This is a genomic window from Bacteroidales bacterium (genome assembly GCA_016707785.1).
GTDB lineage: Bacteria > Bacteroidota > Bacteroidia > Bacteroidales > UBA4417 > UBA4417.
In genome coordinates this window covers 78,129-98,319 of sequence record JADJGZ010000011.1, presented here as the reverse complement: position 1 = coordinate 98,319, position 20,191 = coordinate 78,129, and the positions used below count along the sequence as shown (strand labels likewise).

14 protein-coding genes are annotated in these 20,191 nt (G+C 40.4%); 9 read left to right on the top strand and 5 right to left on the bottom strand.

Translation table 11 applies throughout. The features are described 5' to 3' along the window. Positions 1 to 98 precede the first annotated feature (98 nt). Positions 99 to 2,009, bottom strand: a complete 1,911-nt coding sequence (gene dnaK / locus IPH84_07800) for a molecular chaperone DnaK (protein ID MBK7173125.1) — start codon at positions 2,007 to 2,009, stop codon at positions 99 to 101. Between the two features lie 291 nt (positions 2,010 to 2,300). Next, positions 2,301 to 3,314: a DUF4249 family protein gene (locus IPH84_07795; GenBank protein MBK7173124.1), complete on the bottom strand. Its 1,014-nt coding sequence runs from the start codon at positions 3,312 to 3,314 to the stop codon at positions 2,301 to 2,303. Between the two features lie 206 nt (positions 3,315 to 3,520). On the opposite strand from IPH84_07795, the gene panB reads away from it, so the two are divergent. From panB to IPH84_07760, 7 genes are all read left to right on the top strand, one after another. Then, positions 3,521 to 4,333, top strand: coding sequence for a 3-methyl-2-oxobutanoate hydroxymethyltransferase (panB, locus tag IPH84_07790; GenBank protein ID MBK7173123.1), 813 nt, complete (start codon positions 3,521 to 3,523; stop codon positions 4,331 to 4,333). Continuing rightward, positions 4,314 to 5,036 carry an RNA pseudouridine synthase gene (locus IPH84_07785; GenBank protein ID MBK7173122.1) on the top strand — a complete coding sequence of 241 codons (723 nt, stop codon included), beginning with the start codon at positions 4,314 to 4,316 and terminating at the stop codon, positions 5,034 to 5,036. The genes panB and IPH84_07785 overlap by 20 nt, the downstream gene beginning before the upstream one ends. A gap of 363 nt (positions 5,037 to 5,399) precedes the next feature. Further along, positions 5,400 to 7,532: a T9SS type A sorting domain-containing protein gene (locus tag IPH84_07780; GenBank protein MBK7173121.1), complete on the top strand. Its 2,133-nt coding sequence runs from the start codon at positions 5,400 to 5,402 to the stop codon at positions 7,530 to 7,532. After that, on the top strand, positions 7,507 to 7,968 hold the full coding sequence (locus tag IPH84_07775; GenBank protein MBK7173120.1) for a response regulator: 462 nt from the start codon (positions 7,507 to 7,509) through the stop codon (positions 7,966 to 7,968). The genes IPH84_07780 and IPH84_07775 overlap by 26 nt, the downstream gene beginning before the upstream one ends. A 144-nt stretch (positions 7,969 to 8,112) precedes the next feature. Beyond that, entirely contained in the window at positions 8,113 to 11,004 is a 2,892-nt protein-coding gene (locus IPH84_07770; protein ID MBK7173119.1) for a PD40 domain-containing protein, read from the top strand. A 12-nt stretch (positions 11,005 to 11,016) separates the two neighbouring features. After that, positions 11,017 to 11,394 carry a phage holin family protein gene (locus IPH84_07765; GenBank protein MBK7173118.1) on the top strand — a complete coding sequence of 126 codons (378 nt, stop codon included), beginning with the start codon at positions 11,017 to 11,019 and terminating at the stop codon, positions 11,392 to 11,394. A 21-nt stretch (positions 11,395 to 11,415) separates the two neighbouring features. Further along, entirely contained in the window at positions 11,416 to 11,883 is a 468-nt protein-coding gene (locus tag IPH84_07760) for a pyridoxamine 5'-phosphate oxidase family protein (protein MBK7173117.1), read from the top strand. Between the two features lie 24 nt (positions 11,884 to 11,907). Here IPH84_07760 and IPH84_07755 read toward each other — a convergent pair whose 3' ends face one another. Both IPH84_07755 and IPH84_07750 read right to left on the bottom strand, forming a co-directional pair. Further along, entirely contained in the window at positions 11,908 to 12,504 is a 597-nt protein-coding gene (locus tag IPH84_07755; protein ID MBK7173116.1) for a phosphatase PAP2 family protein, read from the bottom strand. Positions 12,505 to 12,557: 53 nt separating this feature from the next. After that, positions 12,558 to 13,331: a (S)-benzoin forming benzil reductase gene (locus IPH84_07750; protein MBK7173115.1), complete on the bottom strand. Its 774-nt coding sequence runs from the start codon at positions 13,329 to 13,331 to the stop codon at positions 12,558 to 12,560. A 172-nt stretch (positions 13,332 to 13,503) separates the two neighbouring features. On the opposite strand from IPH84_07750, the gene pruA reads away from it, so the two are divergent. After that, positions 13,504 to 15,144, top strand: a complete 1,641-nt coding sequence (gene pruA / locus IPH84_07745) for an L-glutamate gamma-semialdehyde dehydrogenase (protein MBK7173114.1) — start codon at positions 13,504 to 13,506, stop codon at positions 15,142 to 15,144. 143 nt (positions 15,145 to 15,287) lie between these two features. After that, a complete protein-coding gene (locus IPH84_07740) occupies positions 15,288 to 16,667 on the top strand; it encodes an MFS transporter (protein MBK7173113.1) in 1,380 nt (459 codons plus the stop codon). A gap of 72 nt (positions 16,668 to 16,739) precedes the next feature. Here IPH84_07740 and IPH84_07735 read toward each other — a convergent pair whose 3' ends face one another. Continuing rightward, complete coding sequence (locus IPH84_07735) at positions 16,740 to 19,925, bottom strand: TonB-dependent receptor (protein MBK7173112.1); 3,186 nt, start codon at positions 19,923 to 19,925, stop codon at positions 16,740 to 16,742. Positions 19,926 to 20,191 lie beyond the last annotated feature (266 nt).

The following is a 20,191-nucleotide window of genomic DNA, read 5'->3' as shown; positions in this document are numbered from 1 at the left end:
ATATGGCCTTTATCAGAATTATTTATTAACGAATTGTGAATAAAATGGAAAAAAAAAGTGGGACAATCGTCCCACTTTTTGCTCTAAAACACCAGAGATTATTTTACTTCTTCAAAGTCAACATCGGTTACTTCCTGGTCAGATTTTTTAGCTTCTTCATTTCCAGGGTTTCCACCAGGTTGCTCTGCACCCGGAGGAGGAGCTTGCTGGGTAGCTTTGTACATCTCTTCACTGGCTGCCTGCCAGGCGGTATTTAAACTGGCCATTGCAGCATCAATTTGTGCAAGATCCCTGTTTTTATGGGCTTCTTTTAATTCAGTAAGAGCTTGCTCAATAGGGGCCTTTTTGTCAGCAGGTAATTTCTCGCCAAATTCCTTCAATTGTTTTTCGGTTTGGAAAATGAGGGCATCTGCACTATTAAATTTATCCACTTCTTCCTTCATTTTACGATCGGACTCAGCGTTTAATTCAGCTTCTTCCTTCATCTTTTTAATCTCAGCTTCTGTAAGTCCTGAAGATGCTTCAATCCTGATTTGCTGCATTTTGCCGGTTCCTTTGTCTTTTGCTGAAACATGAAGGATGCCGTTTGCATCAATATCGAAGGTCACTTCAATCTGAGGAACTCCACGAGGGGCAGGAGGGATACCATCGAGGTGGAAACGGCCAATGCTTTTGTTTCCTGTCGCCATCGACCTTTCTCCCTGAAGGATATGGATTTCAACAGTAGGCTGACTATCAGAAGCTGTTGAGAAGGTTTCCGATTTACGGGTTGGGATCGTAGTATTTGATTCGATCAATTTTGTCATTACTCCTCCCAGAGTTTCAATTCCCAGGGAAAGAGGAGTAACATCCAGTAAAAGAACATCTTTTACTTCACCGGTGAGAACACCACCCTGGATAGCTGCACCTACTGCAACTACTTCATCAGGATTAACCCCTTTAGAAGGTGCTTTTCCGAAGAATTCCTCTACTGTTTTCTGGATAATCGGAATACGTGTTGATCCTCCTACCAGGATTACTTCGTTGATATCAGAAGGTGAAAGTCCTGCATCACGCATAGCATTCTTACAAGGGTCGATAGTGGAACGAACCAGGTCATCAATGAGTTGTTCGAATTTCGCACGCGACAAGGTCCTGACTAAATGCTTGGGGATACCATCCACCGGCATAATATAAGGTAGATTAATCTCTGTAGAAGAGGAGCTTGATAGTTCAATTTTTGCTTTTTCAGCGGCTTCTTTCAGACGTTGTAATGCCATCGGATCCCTTTTCAGATCAATGCCTTCATCTTTTTTGAACTCTTCTGCAAGCCAATCAATGATACGTTGATCGAAATCATCACCACCCAGATGGGTATTCCCATTGGTGGATTTAACTTCAAAAACGCCTTCTCCAAGTTCCAGGATAGAAATATCAAAAGTTCCTCCTCCAAGGTCATAAACAGCTACTTTGATGTCTCTGTGTTTCTTGTCGAGTCCATAAGCAAGCGCTGCTGCAGTAGGTTCATTAATAATACGTTTAACAGTGAGACCTGCAATTTCCCCTGCTTCCTTGGTTGCCTGACGCTGTGAATCACTGAAATAAGCCGGCACTGTTATAACGGCTTCTGTAACTGTTTGACCCAGGTAATCTTCAGCAGTTTTCTTCATCTTCTGAAGCACCATGGCTGAAATTTCCTGTGGTGTATAATTGCGATCATCTATTTTTACACGAGGAGTATTATTATCCCCTTTGATTACAGCAAATGGAACCCGGCCCACTTCCGCAGATACGCGGTCGAAGGTTTCACCCATGAACCTTTTAATAGAATAGACTGTTTTTGTTGGATTGGTGATCGCCTGTCTCTTGGCAGGGTCACCTACTTTCCGTTCTCCGTTTTCAGTAAAAGCAACAATTGAAGGGGTTGTACGCCTGCCTTCACTGTTGGGAATTACAACTGGTTCATTGCCTTCCATAACGGCAACACATGAATTGGTAGTTCCTAAGTCGATACCGATGATTTTTCCCATTTGATTATGATATGTTTTGTAGATTAAAATCAATTTAACAAGTAGGGGTTGTCAATCATTATGCCAAGCTCACCCTGTATCCTTCCTATTCAATGTTCCTGATCATTGCTAAGAAATATTTTGATTATTATTCGCTTATAATGGTCACTATAACAATTAATTATGAAATTTATCATGATTTAGGAAATAGCATATATACAACTGTCAGCAAACAGTCTTTCCTGGACAAATTGTGACAAAACGGCAGAAATCCCTGAATCAGGTGTGACGGAAAGTGATAGGAGACGAAGGTTAGTTGGCGAAGAAATGCAGGTCAGTCTTTACCTGCAGATCTGCTTTGATCTTATCTCCAACCTGGGCATTGACTTTTAACTTATAAATACTGGAAAATAATCCAAGGCCATTTGTAATATTGGAGTAGGAGGGTTTCTCAAGGAGTAGCCCGGTTGTAGGACCATTAACATCAAGATAAGTACTGAATTCATCCCCGACGACGGTAAAATCTATCACGAAATGATCCACAAGCCTTGAACTGACATCTTCTTCCAGCTGAATATCAGCATATGGAATATTATCTTCACATAATTTGTAGAATTCTTCACTCTTAAAATCAACTGAAAGTTTTTCCCCGCCTTCCAGTGAGCTGGATTTATAGCTGGCGAATTTCCATTCAATTTCACGGGTAATGGTATCCCCGGTAAAGTTGATTTCTTTAAAATAGAATCTAAGAATCGGTTGATATAGCCTGCCATTAACAGCAGAACTCCATTCAATTTTTTGCATTGAAATGGTATCCCTTTTAAAATCAAATCTCCTGATGCCTGCAGCATTTTTAGCGGGTTTTGAGATGCTGAAATCCTGAATCAGGTTAGTCACTGAGGTTACTTCATTACCGCTGGTCTTGTTTTTTACTTTCAATGTATAGGTGCTAAGCGGATTCAGGATGGCAGTTGCCTTGTACATGAGTTGATCTGGTGAATAAAAGATACCAGCCTCTTTATCATGAATGGTAGTAGTATCAAAAACTATGGTTTTCTGAATTCCACTCGGATTTGTCTCTGTCACAATTACCTCAATGCTGGTCCCAAATGAGCTGGAATCATGATTCGCTGCATAGATAAGTGCATTCCCGTCACCCAGGTAAGCTTTGTTAATCCTTAAATAATGTACGGTATCATTCTGACTCAACAGCCCATAAACAATTGCTATCTCCTTATAATCAGCGGTAACATCAAAATCCGTTTCGCATGACGAAGTAAGAATCAGTAAAGGAAGGACAAGAAGAAGCAATGAGTTGAATTTCATGAATGTCATTTCTGAATGGAACGTTGCAAAAATAACCATTATTGTGGTTGTATTATGACTGTGGCCAACATATATTGATGATCTTTTCCATTTATTTGTAGCTTTGCACCCCTGATTCCTGAAGAAAGCATGCAATGTTTAACAGCTTTTTTGGAATCTGAATTATAAGTCTTTCACGTCTTTCACCTAACTAATAGTCTATTATCATGAAGGCCGGAACCATATCAAAAGTAACGACACATGTTTTGCAGGAGATGAAATTGAAAGGTGTCAAAATTGCCATGTTAACAGCCTATGATTTCTCAATGGCCCGATTACTTGACAAAGCAGGCATTGATGTGATCCTTGTTGGAGACTCAGCCTCCAATGTTATGGCAGGCCATTCAAGTACCCTGCCTATTACCCTGGACCAGATGATTTACCATGCTTCTTCTGTTGTAAGAGGCGTCAGCAGGGCTTTTGTGGTTGTTGATATGCCTTTCGGTACCTACCAGGGAAACTGGAAGGAAGCTTTGCAATCCGCGATACGAATTATGAAGGAATCGGGCGCAGATGCTGTTAAACTCGAAGGAGGTGTAGAAGTGATCGAATCGGTTGAAAGAATATTATCTGCCGGAATCCCTGTAATGGGTCACCTCGGCCTTACACCTCAGTCGATTCATAAATTCGGAACTTATGTTGTAAGAGCAACTGACGAGTCAGAAGCTAATAAACTTATTACTGATGCCGGTTTACTCGAAAAGGCAGGTTGTTTCAGCCTTGTTCTTGAAAAAATTCCTGCTCGCCTGGGTGAAACTGTTGCCAGGAATGCTAAAATTCCGGTGATTGGTATTGGAGCCGGCGGCAAAGTTGATGGACAGGTTTTGGTTTTACACGACATGCTTGGAATTACCACAGAGTTTTCTCCCAGGTTTTTAAGAAGATATATGAACCTGAGTGAAGACATTGTTGACTCTGTGGGAAGGTATATTTCAGATATTAAAAGCCTCGATTTTCCCAATGAACGAGAGCAGTACTGATATCAGGGAATTACTGGCTGAACTTGAATCCCAGGTGCTATTTGAGGATAACCATTTATTAGTGGTTAACAAAAAACCTTCCCAAATAGTGCAGGGTGACAAAAGTGGGGATAAGCCACTCGTCGATTTGCTGAAAATTTATATTAAACATAAATACGCCAAACCCGGGGACGTTTTCCTGGGAGTGGTGCATCGGCTTGACAGGCCTGTTAGTGGTGTTACCATTTTTGCAAGGACTAGTAAATCCTTAAGCCGTCTCAATGAAATGCTTAAAAGCAGGGAAATTCAGAAAACCTATTGGGCCGTTGTAAAGAATGAGCCACCTCATATTGAAGACAGGTTAATTCATTACCTCTTAAGAAATGAATCCAAGAATAAGTCATTTGTTGTCAAACCGGGAAATAGTAAAGCGCAGCGAGCAGAACTCACCTATAAGTTAATAGGGAAAAGTGATCAGTATTATCTCCTTGAAATTGATCTGATGACCGGGCGTCACCACCAGATCAGGACACAATTAGCAGAAATAGGTTGTCCTATCAAAGGGGACCTGAAATATGGTTTTCCAAGATCTAACCAGGATGCCTCAATTCATCTGCATGCAAGAAAAATTGAATTCATCCACCCGGTAAAAAAAGAACCTGTTATTTGCATCGCTAAACCACCTTCTGACCCGGTTTGGAATTATTTTTGTGATATCCTGTGAGATTTAATTATAAACAATGAATGTTAATAAAAATTTAATTATTACATCATTTCAATGTATTTGAGTTGATTGTTCCAAAATAGATAAAATTTCTAAGTTCATTCCCAAAAACGGACAAATTTTAAAAACTAGATTTTCATAGTCCTCAGACAATTGTTTGATATTCAATGATTAGCTATTTGAGGCATGTATTTTGTTTATTGGAGAGCAACAATTTATCTGGAAGAATTCATTGTTAAAGCCTTGTCTAGCAGTCTTGAATTATTCATCTTAAAATCAGGTTGTTAGTTTTTTAGTAAAGTTTCTCTCAAGGTTAACAGTTGATTCCCAAAACAGTACTATCCACAAAACAATAATGAACCAATGAAAAGATTCCTTCTCAATTCTGCACTTTTAAGCCTGATCCTGCTTACAGGAGTTATGGTTTATGGCAGGGAAGGAAAAAAACTTTTCTCCATTGGAAATAATGTTGCCTGGACGAACACCGGTTCCTGGTCAAATGAGCCTGGTGGAATGTCTGCCGGAGTAACTCCCCAGGGAAATGATACTTTGATTATTAATACCCGTATCATACTTAATAATGACTTTACCCTTTCAGCATCAGGTATGATTGAAGTGGGTCAGTCCGGCTTACTCAGGGGCAGCTCCTTTAACATGTTCCTGAATGATAATTCATCCATGATTTGTAATGGTGAAATACAACTGAACAACTGTTCTGTTACCGGATATGCTTCTATACTTATCGGAGTTAATGGGAAAATGAAAATTTATTCTGATTTAACTCATTCATCTGCTGCTTCACAAATAATTGCTGGAAGTATGATCATCGCCGGCAATCTGGATATTACTTCACTTTCAACAATTACAGGCACCGGTACATTTACAACCAATACCTGCTCCGGTAATGGAACCATTATGGGGATAACATCTTCCTCAATACCGGCCGGTTCTATATTATCAGAAATCAACTGGATTGGAACATACAGTAATAAATGGCAGGATGCTCAAAACTGGTCGAATGGTGAAGTTCCCACCTCTATTAATAATGTAGCCATTCTTTCAGTAAATGTTCAACCTGAACTCAATGAAACTGGATTTTGCAACAACCTCGTAGTAAGCCCCGGTTCTAAGCTATTAGTTAATCTTTCAGCAACACTTAAAGTTGAAGGTAACTTAACCATCAGCGAAGGAGCTGAAGTTTTTCTAACAAATACCTACACACAACACTCTTCACTGATCACCATGGGGGATGTTATCGGTTCTGTTAAATCTGAAATCCAGATTCCCGCTAATCAACCCATTCTGGTATCATCTCCACTTAATGATGCCCTTTCCGGAGTATTCATGAATATGTATCTGCGTGAATACAGCGAACAAACTGGTAACTGGGGTGAATACATCATTCCTACCAATGTTAGCCTGCAATCCATGAAAGGTTATGAATTGCTTTCTCCTTATTCAGCAACCCGTGTTTTCGAGGGTAATCCTGTTCAAGGTGAAGTCGTACAATCAATTACAGCGCTCAATGAAGGTTGGAACCTGATTGGAAATCCTTATCCATGCTATCTCGACTGGCAACAGGACGATCCTTCAGCTCTTGGATGGCAGCGGAATTGTATTGCAAAAGCGATCTATTACCCGGATCCTTCAGGTTCAGGAAATTATTCAGTTTATCTTCCTGGGAGTGATCTTATATCAATCAATAATGGTAGCAGGTATATTGCCCCAATGCAGGGATTCTTCGTGAAAGCCAGGCAACAAGGACAAACTGGCACTGTGAAGGTGAATAAGAACGCCGTTGCTTCAATTAATGAAAACTCAACCATCGATCTTGGTCAATCCTCATTAAAGTTCAAAGTAGAAGGAAATGGCAGAAGTGATGAATCCATTATCCGATTTAACTCTTCGTCAAGTTTTGACTTTGATGATGACTATGATGCTTATAAGATATCCGGTTCAACAGATGCCCCGTCGATCTTTACCAATCTGACTGATGGAACAAAGTTGGCTGTGAATACAATGCCATCCCTTTCTTCCTCTATGGAAATTCCAATTGGTTTTTTAGCCAGTGCTGAAGAAGAATTTAAGCTTACGGTAACAGGAAATTCAAATTTCGAATTCCGTTATCCTATTACACTCGAGGATAAATCCACTAAAACATTTACCGATCTCAGGAAGGATTCTGTTTATGTTTTTAACCATTCCATGCTGAACGACCCAATGAGATTCGTTCTTCACTTCGATTTGGTTGCAGGAAATGATGAAGTTAATACTCAGATACCAAATATCATACTCACACAAGGCAATATTAAGATCACCGGTTTGGAACATCAGAACAGTCTGGTTGAAGTCTTCTCCCTTGAAGGTAAGCAACTCCTTCAATATGAGGGTTCAGGTCAATCAGAACTTCTAATTCCTTTTACCGGACATGGTATTTTTATTGTCAAGGTAACCTCTAAAACTACTAGCCATGCTAAAAAACTTATCGCAGAGTAATTATGTATCTGCCAACCCCGTCGATAAACTAAAGGAATTTAAAACATATATGCCTGAGAACATGAAAAAATTGAATATTTTGTTAGCTGAGGATGATGAGATGATTGAAAAGATCACATCGTTCTACCTGAGAAGGATAGGTCACGATGTGGATGTTGCCAGAAATGGAAATGAGGCTGTTAGTATGTTCAAGAACAGGCAGTATGACCTTATCCTCATGGATATACAAATGCCGGAACTGGATGGACTGCAAGCTGTAAAAGAAATTCGAAAAATCGAAGAAGATTACAGGAAAAGCGGTCATACGACTATCATAGCCATCACTACCAATCCTAATAAAGAAGAATGTATTGAAGCCGGCGTGGATGGATATGCGCAAAAACCCTTTAGCTTTGAAGAGTTCAATTCTTTATTCTACCAGTTTAATCTTGTTTAATCTACATTCTGCTTTGCTTCAATAGTTTAGGTTTTACTATAACCTTTGCGTTATCAATATTTTCTTTTTTTATAGCATTTTTAGGTAATTTTGAACAAATACTCCGAATGATCATTTTTTTTCTTTCGGTAAAAAAACATCTGCTTGATCAATCGAAGCTTATCATTATTATGGGCTTTATTTTGCTCTTTACCGGTCTTCTCCCAATATTATAACCTGGGCCAGGATCCGGCTTCTGTGCATTGGCGGACGATCAAAACTGACAATTTCAGACTCATTTATCCTGAAGCGTATGAAAAAAAAGCCCAGGAATTAACAGGGCTTTTTGAATACGTATATATTCATGGAACCAAGACCCTTGGACATCAGCCTCGTTTTGTTCCTGTCGTAATCCATACCTCTGATATTATCCCTAATGCCTATTCTGTCTGGACCCCCAAGCGACTTGAATTATATACCTGCACTCCTCAGAATACATATTCTCAAAACTGGATGGAACAATTGGTGATTCATGAATTTCGCCATGCCGTTCAAATGGATATGTTGAATAAGGGTTTTACAAAGGGCCTCACCTGGGTCTTTGGTGAACACGCAACAGCTGCAGTTTCCGGGTTGTTCGTACCAATGTGGTTTATGGAGGGAGATGCTGTTTGCACAGAAACTGCTTTAAGTCATTCTGGTAGAGGAAGGGTGCCCTCCTTTGAAATGGATTTGAGGGCGCAGGTTATTCAGAAAGGTATTTACAGTTATGATAAGGCTGTTTTTGGATCATACAGGGATTTTATTCCGGACCAATATTCATTAGGTTACCAAATAGTTTCCTTAACCTGGAAGAATTTTGGCTACAAGTCATGGATATCTGCTATGGATGTTGTCGGACGTAAACCGTTTCTGATCAATCCTTTTAACGTGGGCCTTAAAAAAGTCACCGGAATGAATAAAAACGAGCTCTATAAATCATCTCTCAAAGAATTGGACAGCCTCTGGAAAGAACAAGCTTCAAAAACGATTCTGAGCCCTTTCACAAGAATCACCAGGGTTAAAGGAAACGAATATACAAGGTATAAATTCCCTCATTATCTAAACGACTCTCTGTGGATTGCTGAACGCACAGGTTTGAATGATATCAGCAGGTTTGTAATTATTGATAAGTCGGGTAACGAAAAAATCCTGTTCACTCCTGGATTTTTTTCATCAGAAAATTTTTCTGTAAATTCCGGTTCATCAACATCTTCAAACAAACCCGGCTCTTCTGCGGTAGATTGTTTTTCGTTATCTGAAAGCTATATGACATGGACGGAAAGGGATGCTGATCCCCGATGGCAAAATCGTAATTACTCCGTTATAAAGGTTTTTGAATACAATACAGGCAAAATCAGGAAGTTGACGCATAAGAGCAGATACTTCGCACCGGCGCTTTCTCCTTCCGGAAAAACATTGGTTGCAGTCAGTGTGGATCTGCAGGATAAAGCATCTCTTATTGAACTTGATTTTAATACCGGTAAGGAAATCAGGGTATTATTCGAATCAGGCAAGGATTTCATTATGAACCCTTCCTGGTCACCTTCAGGTGAGTGGATTGTTTTCATGCTTCTGAATCAACATGGGAAACAAATTCAACTAATAAACACAATAACTCTGGAAAGAAAAACAGTGCTGCCACCTACATTTTCTGAGATTTCCAACCCAACTTTTGCCGGCAATTACATTCTTTTTAATGGATCATATTCTGGAATTGAGAATATTTATGCACTAGATACTACGGGATCAGGAGTCTTTCAGGTTACTTCCTCAGCCTTTGGTTCGTGTAATGGACAGTATAATCATAACCGGAGAAAATTGGTGTATTCTGAGTATGATGCAAATGGTTATAGTTTGGTAGAAACCGATTTTGACCCTGCCCGGTGGATATCCCTTGAAAATATAAAGGATAATTCGCATTCGGTTTACAATGCAATTGTGAAAGAAGAAACCGGAATGGTCGATTCAACAGCCTATTCGGGTAAAACCTATGAATCAAAAGCTTATCACAAAGGCAGTCATTTGTTTAATTTCCATAGTTGGGCACCTGCTTATTTCAATTATATGACATCCGAGTCAAATACCGGTGTATCATTTATGTCGCAGAATCTATTGAGCACAGCTACCACAATTATTGGATATGAATGGGACCTGGCTGATAAGACCGGGAAATATAATGTTAGCTTTAAATGGGAAGGCTGGTATCCTGTTCTCGATGTGGATGCCTCATATGGAAAAGGTGCTGGATATCATACTGAAGATGAAGGTACCGAGACACGCTATACCTGGAATGAAACCCGGATAAGTGGTGGATTAAAGATTCCCTTGCTTTTTAATCATGGCAGGTTTTATTCCGGAATACAGCTTTTGGCTCATACTTCTTATTTAGGAGTATCAAATAACACCCGGACTGATACCATAGGTTTTGAAGGGAATATACATTCACTCGACTACCGGATCTATTTATCTAATTTCCTCAAACAGGGCCAGAAAGATCTTTATCCCGGATGGGGCCAGGTACTCGATTTTAATTTCAGGCATTCTCCTTTAGGTGATCGTTCTTATGGTTACATCGGATCTGCAGAAGCGATTCTGCTCTTTCCCGGACTGATGAGGCACCACAGTATCAGGTGTTATGCCGGGGTACAACAAAAAGAGAAAAAAGACTATTTCTACGCTGATCTGATAAATATTCCCAGGGGCTATCATCCTGTTGTTAATAGTCAGGCGTTGAGTTTTGGGATTAATTACAAGTTTCCATTTCTATATCCAGATCTGGCCATTGGGCCCTTATTCTATTTTAAACGATTTAAAGCAAATCTTTTTTATGATCATTTTGTTTATAAAGAAGCAGGCCAGTCTTCATTCCTGAATTCAACAGGTGTTGAGATTTCCACTGACATGCATATACTTCGGTTCTTATTGCCTTTTGACCTGGGCTGGAGAATGGGATATCGTTTCGAGGATAAAAAAGCCTTCGCTGATATGCTATTTTCGATAAATTTGTCGATCTAATTTTCACCTGTCATGAAGATATTACTCAAATTACTTGTTTCGTCCTTGGCTGTCTTTTTTTCTGCTTATATATTGCCAGGTGTTTACCTTGATGGTTTTCCGTCTGCAATGGTTGTAGCCTTGATTTTAGGTGCACTGAACGCATTTCTGAAACCTTTGCTGATTGTGCTTACTATTCCGGTTACAATGATCACTTTTGGGCTGTTCCTTTTGGTAATTAATGCTTTCATGATTATGATCACCGACTCTGTTCTGGAGGGTTTCTCGGTGAATGGTTTCTGGTCAGCCCTACTGTTTAGTATTATTGTTTCACTTGCTACAGCGTTTCTCGAAGCGCTGGCAAAACCCAAGAAATCAGAACCCTGGAATTCAAAGGATCCACAGTCTTGAATAATGCCTTAATTAACCCGGATGCGCGCTAAATTCATTCAACAGCAAAGGGATATTGATGAAATTATCCTAAAGTGCAATGTCTGTTATGTGGGAATGATGGATGTTGATAACACACCCTATGTGGTTCCCTTTAACTTCGGATATGAAGATGGAGTTATCTATCTCCATTCCTCAAAAAAAGGTAAAAAAATTGAAATCTTAAAAAAGCATCCCCAGGTTTGCATTGTATTCAGTGCTGATCACCTTTTGCATGCTCAAAGCGAGCAGGTCGCCTGCAGTTATTCAATGCACTACAGGAGTGTACAAGCCTTCGGGGAAATTGAGTTTGTTGATGACAAGGAAGAAAAAATCCGGATTTTGAATATGATTATGAAGAATTATTCGGATAGGGAGTTTACTTATAATGACCCCTCTGTAAGGGAGGTCTGCACATTTAAAATAGTTGTAAAAAGATTTTCCGGAAAAATTTTCGGGTACGTGAAGTAAAAGGAATCATCAATTCCATAATTTCTACTCATTCTCAATCCTAGTGACAGCTTTTTGAAGCATACCACTTTTCATCCATTTCTCCAGGCCCCATACCATTAAACCTCCGGTCAATATTCCTGCGATAGCTCCGGTGAGAACATCCAGAGGGTAATGAACCCCCAGGTAAATCCTGCTATAGGAAACAAGGGTCGCATATGAAAGGCATATCCAAACCAGGTATTTCATCTCTTTTCCTAACATAAGTATGACGAATGTCGCAACTGCAAAGGCATTAGCAGCATGTCCCGAATAAAAACCATAAGGTCCGCCGGTGTAACCATTCACAATGTGAATCAGGTGACGGATGGCCGGTTCATTAGAAGGTCGTAAGCGCATAAATCCATTTTTGAATAGGTTAGCCATCTGATCACTCAATACAATCATTAGTGTGATCATCACCAATACCATCCAGAACTTACTCTTATATTTTTTATAGAGGAGCCATATGAACCATATATATAAGGGCACCCATGTGAATTTGTCACTAACCAGCCACATAAGCTGATCGAAAAAAGAGTTATGGAAACTATTCAGAAAAAGCAGGAAACGGGTATCCAGTTCTTTTAATGCATCAATCATTCGGAATCGTGTTTTTTACCGCCATTAATCTAAATTCGGTTGCTGCATCAAAGTTAGTGCTCTTTTGAATAGGATTTCATTTGATCAATATTCAGAATTTCCCCTTGAGGAATGTCAGGATTGAATATTGCTTTAATAATTATGCCGGCAACACTCGCAGGATCACTTAATTTGCCTTCTTCATGAAGCTTAACAAACTTTTCTTTCTCGGTGAACTGCTCAGCATCTGATTTTCGGATGTGTGTTTGCATTGCAGTATCTACAATTCCCGGAGCAAGCGCTATCGTTTTAACAGGATTTAATGATGATGATTGTTCCAGGCCAATAGTACGCGTAAGCATATCAAGACCTGCCTTTGATGCGCAATACATTGCCCAGGCAGCATACGGGTAAGCAGATGCCCCGGATGATATATTCAGAATTACTTTAACGATGGGCAGGTTTCCTGAATGCTTGATAAAGCCTGCACTCAGCAATGCCGGAGCCAGTAAGTTCAGTTTCAGGTGTTCTTCCATTAATATTGGATCAGCATTCTCTATCCGGGAGATGGGCTCCAACATACCTGCATTGTTGATTAATGCAATCCGGGTAGAACTGTCTGGAATAATCCTTGAAAAAACCTCATCCATGAACTTTTCAGCTGTACCTTTATGAGTGAGATCGGCTTCATAATAGAAAAGTGGAACTTCCATTGATGAAGCTGTTTCAACAAGGTCTTCATTCATGGTTCGGGAAGTGCAAAAAAGGGTGTTTCCTTTGTAAAGCAGATTCCTGGCTATAGCTTCGCCAATTCCCCTTGAAACACCGGTTATGATATAATAATCCATCTGAATAAACTTTGTGTAAAATTAATACATTTTAAAGCTTCAGAAACCTGCCAGATTGCATGAAGGTTATTGTAAAAGGCTGCTTTCATTCGTGCCTAATACGTGAACAAACAAGCTGATTAAATGTTGTTTATTACAGTAAACGAATCCTTTAACTTAGATTAATTTATAGATGCATAATTCAGTTTTTATTTTTGACTATCCATCGAATGAGCAGGTTCACAGTTATGCCCCCGGGACAAAAGAAAGAAAAGATCTCATGGCTGAACTTGATTCCATGTCCTCTGAGATCCTTGACATTCCATTGATCATTGGCGGTAAGGAAGTTCGTACCGGGAATATTGAAGAAGTCAGGATGCCTCATGATCACCGGCATGTAATTGCCAGGTATCACAAGGCAGGGGCAACTGAAGTGGGAATGGCTATTGATGCTGCCATGAAGGCGCATAATGAATGGGAAGGACTATCCTGGTTTGAGAGGGCATCGATTACCCTGAAAGCTGCTGAACTCATTTCAAAAAAGTACCGTAACCGGATCAATGCAGCAACCATGCTGGGCCAGGGTAAGAGCGCATACCAGGCTGAAATAGATGCGGCATGTGAAGTAATTGATTTCCTGAGATTCAATGCACATTATATTTCAGATATATACCACGAACAGCCTCATTCCGATCCGGGAATCATCAACAGGCTGGAGTATAGGCCTTTGGAAGGATTTGTGTTTTCACTCAGTCCTTTCAACTTTACGGCTATTGCATCCAATCTGAATATGGCACCTGCTTTAATGGGAAATGTTACGCTTTGGAAACCGGCATCTACTGCGGTACTTTCCAACTACATCCTGATGGATATTTTCAGGGAAGCAGGATTGCCTGCCGGGGTAATTAATTTCATTCCGGGATCCGGGGGCGTGATAGGGAAAACCATTTTCGACCATCCTTCATTTGCTGGTTTACATTTTACAGGATCTAACGCTACATTTAATAAACTCTGGCTTATGGCAGCCCAGAATCTGTCAAGCTATCGATCCTATCCCAGAATAGTTGGGGAAACAGGTGGTAAGGATTTCGTACTGGTGCACTCTTCTGCCAATAGTGACGAAGTGGCAACTGCATTGGTAAGAGGTGCATTTGAATACCAGGGTCAAAAATGCTCAGCTGCTTCCAGGGCTTATATACCTGAATCTCTATGGCCGAAAGTCAAAGAACTAATGGGTGATATGCTAGCCGAAGCTAAAATGGGCGATGTAAGGGACTTTGGGAACTTTATGAATGCTGTTATTGATGAAAATTCTTTTGATAATATTTCCGGGTATATCTCTCAAGTAAAGAGTTCAACGGATGCTGAAATTGTTTTTGGTGGAAATTCTGATAAAACTACCGGATATTTTATTGAACCCACTGTGATTAAAGTGAAAGATCCTCATTATGTTACCATGGAAGAAGAGATCTTTGGTCCGGTGCTTTCGATATTTGTTTATAAGGATAAGGATTTTGATGAAACCTTGAAACTTGTGGATGAAACCTCCCCATACGGACTTACAGGTTCTATTTTTGCTTCTGACCGATATGTGCTCAGTTATGCAGCTGATAAGCTAAAATATGCGGCAGGTAATCTTTATTTTAACGATAAACCTACCGGGGCAGTTGTTGGTCAACAGCCCTTCGGAGGGTCCAGGCAGTCAGGGACAAATGACAAATCCGGCAGCCACCTTAACCTGGTTCGTTGGACAAATCCCAGAACCATTAAGGAAACCCTGATGCCTCCAACAGATTACAGGTACCCTTTCATGAAAAAAGACAGGTGCCAGTAAGATATCCAAGCTGAATAATTACGATTGATGATTTGATTGGCAGAAGATGAAAGTTTAGAGACTTTGAGCTTTTCTAATTTCATTTAGGCTGCACGGTTACCCATTTCCTTTTGCTGCTATCTTTGCCAATCTTATTTGTTGGTATGGATAAACACAGAAACGGCAAAATTCTGATTCTCTTATTTACAGGGGTGCTCATGGGAGCCCTTGATATCTCGATTGTAGGTCCGGCAATTCCATCTATTGAAAAGAGTATTCAGGTGGATCACAAATCCTTGGCCTGGATTTTCAGTATCTATGTCTTGTTCAATCTAATAGGAGTCTCATTATTGGCACGACTGTCAGATTTATACGGCAGGAAGTCAATCTATGTTTTTTCTGTGGCTGTATTCGCAATAGGTTCAGCCATGGTGGCATTTTCAGGAAATATGACTTTGCTACTTTCAGGGCGTGCTGTCCAGGGATTTGGTGCGAGTGGAATATTCCCGGTTGCATCGGCTGTTATTGGAGATATTTTCCCGCCTGAAAAGCGGGGTAAAGCCTTAGGAATGATCGGCGCAGTATTCGGAATGGCATTTCTGATCGGGCCATTAATGGCTGGAGTCATGCTCAGGTTTTTCAGTTGGAATTCCCTTTTCCTCATCAATATTCCAATTGCGATAGTGGTTATTTACTTTAGTTTAAGGATGCTTCCCTCTCATAAAAGCAGTGCGGTGAATTTTGACTGGCCGGGTATGCTCCTGATTGCAATATTGCTGGCCTCCTTCGTTTATGGAATCAACTCGATTGATGTTGCTAGGGGATTAAGCAGCCTGGTCTCTATTGAGGTCTGGCCCTTTTTTGTGATCTCGGTGATCTCATTTATACTTTTCATTTTCTTTGAGAAGAAAGCTTTCGCACCTGTCATGAAAATTGAGCTCTTTGATGTAAAGCAGATAAGAATTGTGGGTATTGTTGCAGTTGGAGCCGGTTTGCTTCAATCTGTAACCATTTTTGTTCCTGAAATGGCTGTGAATCTTTTCCAGGTATCTTCTTCAGATGCTGCTTTCATGCTGATCCCTTTTGTACTGGCAGTTGCAGTTGGAGCGCCTGTTTCTGGGAGGTTGATTGATAAGGTTGGTTCAAGGGTGATTGTAATAGCCGGGCTTTTTTCATCAGCAACCGGTTTGTTGGTCTTGTTCTTTGCTTCGCACTCATTACCCTGGTTTTATGCCGGAGGGATCCTGATAGGGTTGGGAACATCTATGTTGCAAGGATCCTCGATGAGATACATCATGTTGAATGAAGTTCAGTCTTCTGATCGTGCAATGGGACAAGGACTTATTACACTTTTTACAAGTGTGGGCCAGATGACAGGAGCTACTTTGATAGGAATTATTGTTGCCGCAGCTGTAAACAGGTTAAAGGGATATGACAGTTCATTCCTTTTAATCGCCATGATGGCTTATGCTGCAATGTTACTGAGTTTCCTGCTTAAAGGAAGAAAAGAAGAAATTCAGAACGCTTCAAGGCCCAATATATAAAATCACACTTTTCCGAAAAATGGAAAAGGCTGCCTGATTTTGGCAGCCTTTTCTGTAAGGAAGTTTGTTCGATTAAAAAGTATACCTGATTCCTAACTGTGCTCCCCATGTGCTGAGTGTAGACAGCACCGGTACATAAGTAGTAGTAGGTAAAGCTGAACCTGAGTAGTTTAATTGATAAACGGGTATGCCATCGCTACCAGTTTTGCTGTATTTTAATAAAGTGATGTCATAGGTTCCAAGGGTCTGCCTTTTTGAAACACCCCAGTCAGAATTGATTAAATTACCGACATTCAGCAGGTCGAGACTGATCTGCAGAGTGTGTTTGGTAGGACCGAATTTGGTAAAGATATCCTGCATGATCTTAATATCCCAGCGGTTTAGCCAAGGCATAACCACGCCATATCTTTCGGCATATTCCCCTTTGTGTTCTGAGAGGTAGTCATCCTGATCAACATATTTCCAGAAGGCAGTTGCCTGATCAGCAGCAGAGAATACTACTACGGTATTTCCTTCATTATCTTTCTTAGTGATATCAGCAAAAACAATTTCTGTTTCATCCTTAGGAATGTACATGAGGTCAGCAGCATTACCATCTCCATTCATATCATTTGAATAGATGTAATCGAGGCGACCCTGGCTGCTTCCCTGGAAGTAAACAGAAACGGTAGTTCCGAGATGCTTGAGATATTCTTTATGGTATGATAAGGAGGCAAGTAACCTGCTGGGAACTGCAAACTGTGAATAACTAAGTCCGGGAGTGTTCTGGTTTTGAACTGATGGATTGCTGGACCATGCCGACTGAGCAGCAGAACCTGGATTAGCTGTAAGGTCCTTTGCTCCCGTATAAGTGTAAGCAAGGAATCCTGAGAAGCCCTTTGTGAATGGTTTTGCAATTTGGGCTGTCAAAGAATAAGTAAATCCTTCACCCTTGGCATTGGTGAGAACCATTGCTGAAGATATAGCAGAATTTATTTTTGAGGATAAGTATCTTGGGCGGTTATCAGCACCCTGGAAAGTGGTATCAGTGGCTTTTACATTGGCATTGTATTGAACAATGGCATTAACGTCTTTTGAATAAATGCCTTCAATCGTAAACACGAGGTCATACCATGGAAGTTCAAAGTCGGCAGCTATATTGGTTCTCCATACCTGGGGCATTTTGAAGTTTTTATCCACAACGGCAATGGAACCCGGAGCTTTTGAAGAAGGAGTAGAAGAGAAGAGGGAGTCTATCTGGTGAGCTCCGCTAACATAATAGAAAGGATCAGGATTAAAGGTAAGTGCACTCAGCTGGTAATTCTTGGTGATTTCTACTGTATTCTGCAAAACACCACTATTGGTTGGCTGGTTGGTGAACCATACAAAAGGCAGACGGCCTGTGAATACACCGGTACCTCCTCTGACCTGCAGAGATTTATCACCCTTGGCATCCCAATTGAAACTGATACGCGGGGAAATGGTTCCCTTTGCTTTTGGCCAGCTACCAACATTAATTGAAAGATCATTTCCGTCAAGATCCTTGAAAGTTAGAGCTTCAATAGCCGGGTTTGCAGTAGGATCGTCCATATATACCGGCATTTCATACCTTAAACCGGCGGTGAGTTTCAGGTTGTCAGTCATCCTGTACTCATCCTGAACATATATACTTCCATAACCAAAGTTTAATTCAGCATAACCATCGCCACTATATGGATAGGTGATACCGAATGTAGTGGGTGCTGCTTTATTAATAAAATCTTCCATGGAAGCAAAACGATAATAGCTGGTACCATAGCGTTTATAACTATTTCCGAAGTACAGTTTATCAAAGGCGGCACCTACAGTCAGGGTATGTTTACCAAGGTAAAAATTGAAGTTATCGGTAATGGTAAGAACATTATTCTTCACATCATTGTCCTTGCTGAATAATTCGTACCCGAAACTCATATAGGGATCACCATCCTTGTAAATATCAACAAATGGGAATAAGGAACTATTGCTGCTCCTGGTATCCCGTATTTTAGTGTAGGTAAAGAGAAGCTTATTAGAGGATTTATTCAGAACAGAGTTCAACTCTGCGGTTATTGAACTGACAGTATTCAGGAAGCCATAATTTGCATTGGTAAAGGACATAGATTTCTCTCCGATACGACCGAATGTAGAGCGTGTCCCGGGGGCACTGGTTGCATTCACCTGCTGGTCATTGGTTGATTCTACGTAGTTGTACCTGAAAGTGAAACGATGTTTCTTGGTAATATTCCAGTCAATCCTGGCTAATATTTTATAGTTTTCGGAAGCAAAATTTCCAAAATCCTTGTAGGTTCCCGGATCATAACTATAGTTAGACATAAGATGAGTGCGCATGGCCTCAAGATCCGTTTCGGAGGTTCTTGAAATACTGGCGGCGGCATCACCTACTCCATCTGTGCTGGGTTTCCAGGCAATGCCCGGGTAAGAGGATTTTTCTTTCTCGGCATTGGCAAAGATGAAAAGCTTATTTTTAATGATAGGGCCACCAAACCTGGCTCCATAAGTGGAAGTAGTCTGGTCAGTTAAAGTAAGGGTCTGATCTTCAACCTTTGAACCATTAAAGGATTTATCGCGATAATACCCATAGATCGATCCTTTCCATTGATTATCACCTGAACGGGTTACCGCATTAACATTGGCCCCGGTAAAATTTGACTGGCGAATATCATAAGGAGCAATATTGACGCTAATTTCTTCGATTGCATCCAGACTGATAGGCTGAGCATCTCCTCCGGGAAGTGATTTTGAGCTCAATCCAAAATTGTTATTGAAGTTAGCACCATCAATAGTTATGTTGTTATAACGCCCATCCCTGCCGGCAAAACTATTCCCGTTGGATTGAGGACTCATCCTTGTAAAGTCATTGATACTCCTGTTAATGGAAGGAAGTGACTCAATCTGCCGGGTACTTACATTGGTAGAAGCACCGGTCCTGTTACCATTGATCAGTTCATTTTTAACAGCGACTACAACAACGCCGGCAATTTGCGAAGATTCCTGTACAAGGTTCACATTAATACCTTGTGTCTGCCCCAGGTTGAGGGTAATATCATTCAACTCAGTTGTTTTGAACCCAACAAAAGAGACTTTTAATGTATAGGGTCCACCTACCCGCATATTGGAAAAATTAAAATAACCATCCGGATCGGTGATGGTGCCATACTGTGTACCTGATGGAACGTGAATGGCCATCACAGTTGCACCTGGAAGAGATTCATTGTTCGCAACGGTGACTTTCCCATTCATTCCTGAAGTAGTCACCTGCGCCTGAAGATAGCTCACAGCTATCAAGAGTAGAAAGCACAGAAAATTCCTGATTTTCATTGATTTCGATTTGTTTGTGGTTAGATATTGGTTTATTATTGAGGCATGTCAAGTTAGCAAGGTATATCTGTTTAGACCTCCAAAATTAAATGCTATTTGTTAACAAAAAATTATACTTATTAACATGTATCATAAACTTAACAGAAGCTTATTCATAAAATGACTGATTGATGCTATATCTATAATTT

Excerpts from the sequence above, each read along its gene's own strand:
- IPH84_07775 (MBK7173120.1), top strand. The coding sequence starts at position 7,507 with ATGCTAAAAAACTTATCGCAGAGTAATTATGTATCTGCCAACCCCGTC.
- dnaK (MBK7173125.1), bottom strand. The coding sequence starts at position 2,009 with ATGGGAAAAATCATCGGTATCGACTTAGGAACTACCAATTCATGTGTT.
- panB (MBK7173123.1), top strand. The coding sequence starts at position 3,521 with ATGAAGGCCGGAACCATATCAAAAGTAACGACACATGTTTTGCAGGAG.
- IPH84_07765 (MBK7173118.1), top strand. The coding sequence starts at position 11,017 with ATGAAGATATTACTCAAATTACTTGTTTCGTCCTTGGCTGTCTTTTTT.
- IPH84_07780 (MBK7173121.1), top strand. The coding sequence starts at position 5,400 with ATGAAAAGATTCCTTCTCAATTCTGCACTTTTAAGCCTGATCCTGCTT.
- IPH84_07740 (MBK7173113.1), top strand. The coding sequence starts at position 15,288 with ATGGATAAACACAGAAACGGCAAAATTCTGATTCTCTTATTTACAGGG.
- IPH84_07760 (MBK7173117.1), top strand. The coding sequence starts at position 11,416 with ATGCGCGCTAAATTCATTCAACAGCAAAGGGATATTGATGAAATTATC.
- IPH84_07750 (MBK7173115.1), bottom strand. The coding sequence starts at position 13,331 with ATGGATTATTATATCATAACCGGTGTTTCAAGGGGAATTGGCGAAGCT.
- pruA (MBK7173114.1), top strand. The coding sequence starts at position 13,504 with ATGCATAATTCAGTTTTTATTTTTGACTATCCATCGAATGAGCAGGTT.
- IPH84_07735 (MBK7173112.1), bottom strand. The coding sequence starts at position 19,925 with ATGAATGGGAAAGTCACCGTTGCGAACAATGAATCTCTTCCAGGTGCA.
- IPH84_07795 (MBK7173124.1), bottom strand. The coding sequence starts at position 3,314 with ATGAAATTCAACTCATTGCTTCTTCTTGTCCTTCCTTTACTGATTCTT.
- IPH84_07785 (MBK7173122.1), top strand. The coding sequence starts at position 4,314 with ATGAACGAGAGCAGTACTGATATCAGGGAATTACTGGCTGAACTTGAA.
- IPH84_07755 (MBK7173116.1), bottom strand. The coding sequence starts at position 12,504 with ATGATTGATGCATTAAAAGAACTGGATACCCGTTTCCTGCTTTTTCTG.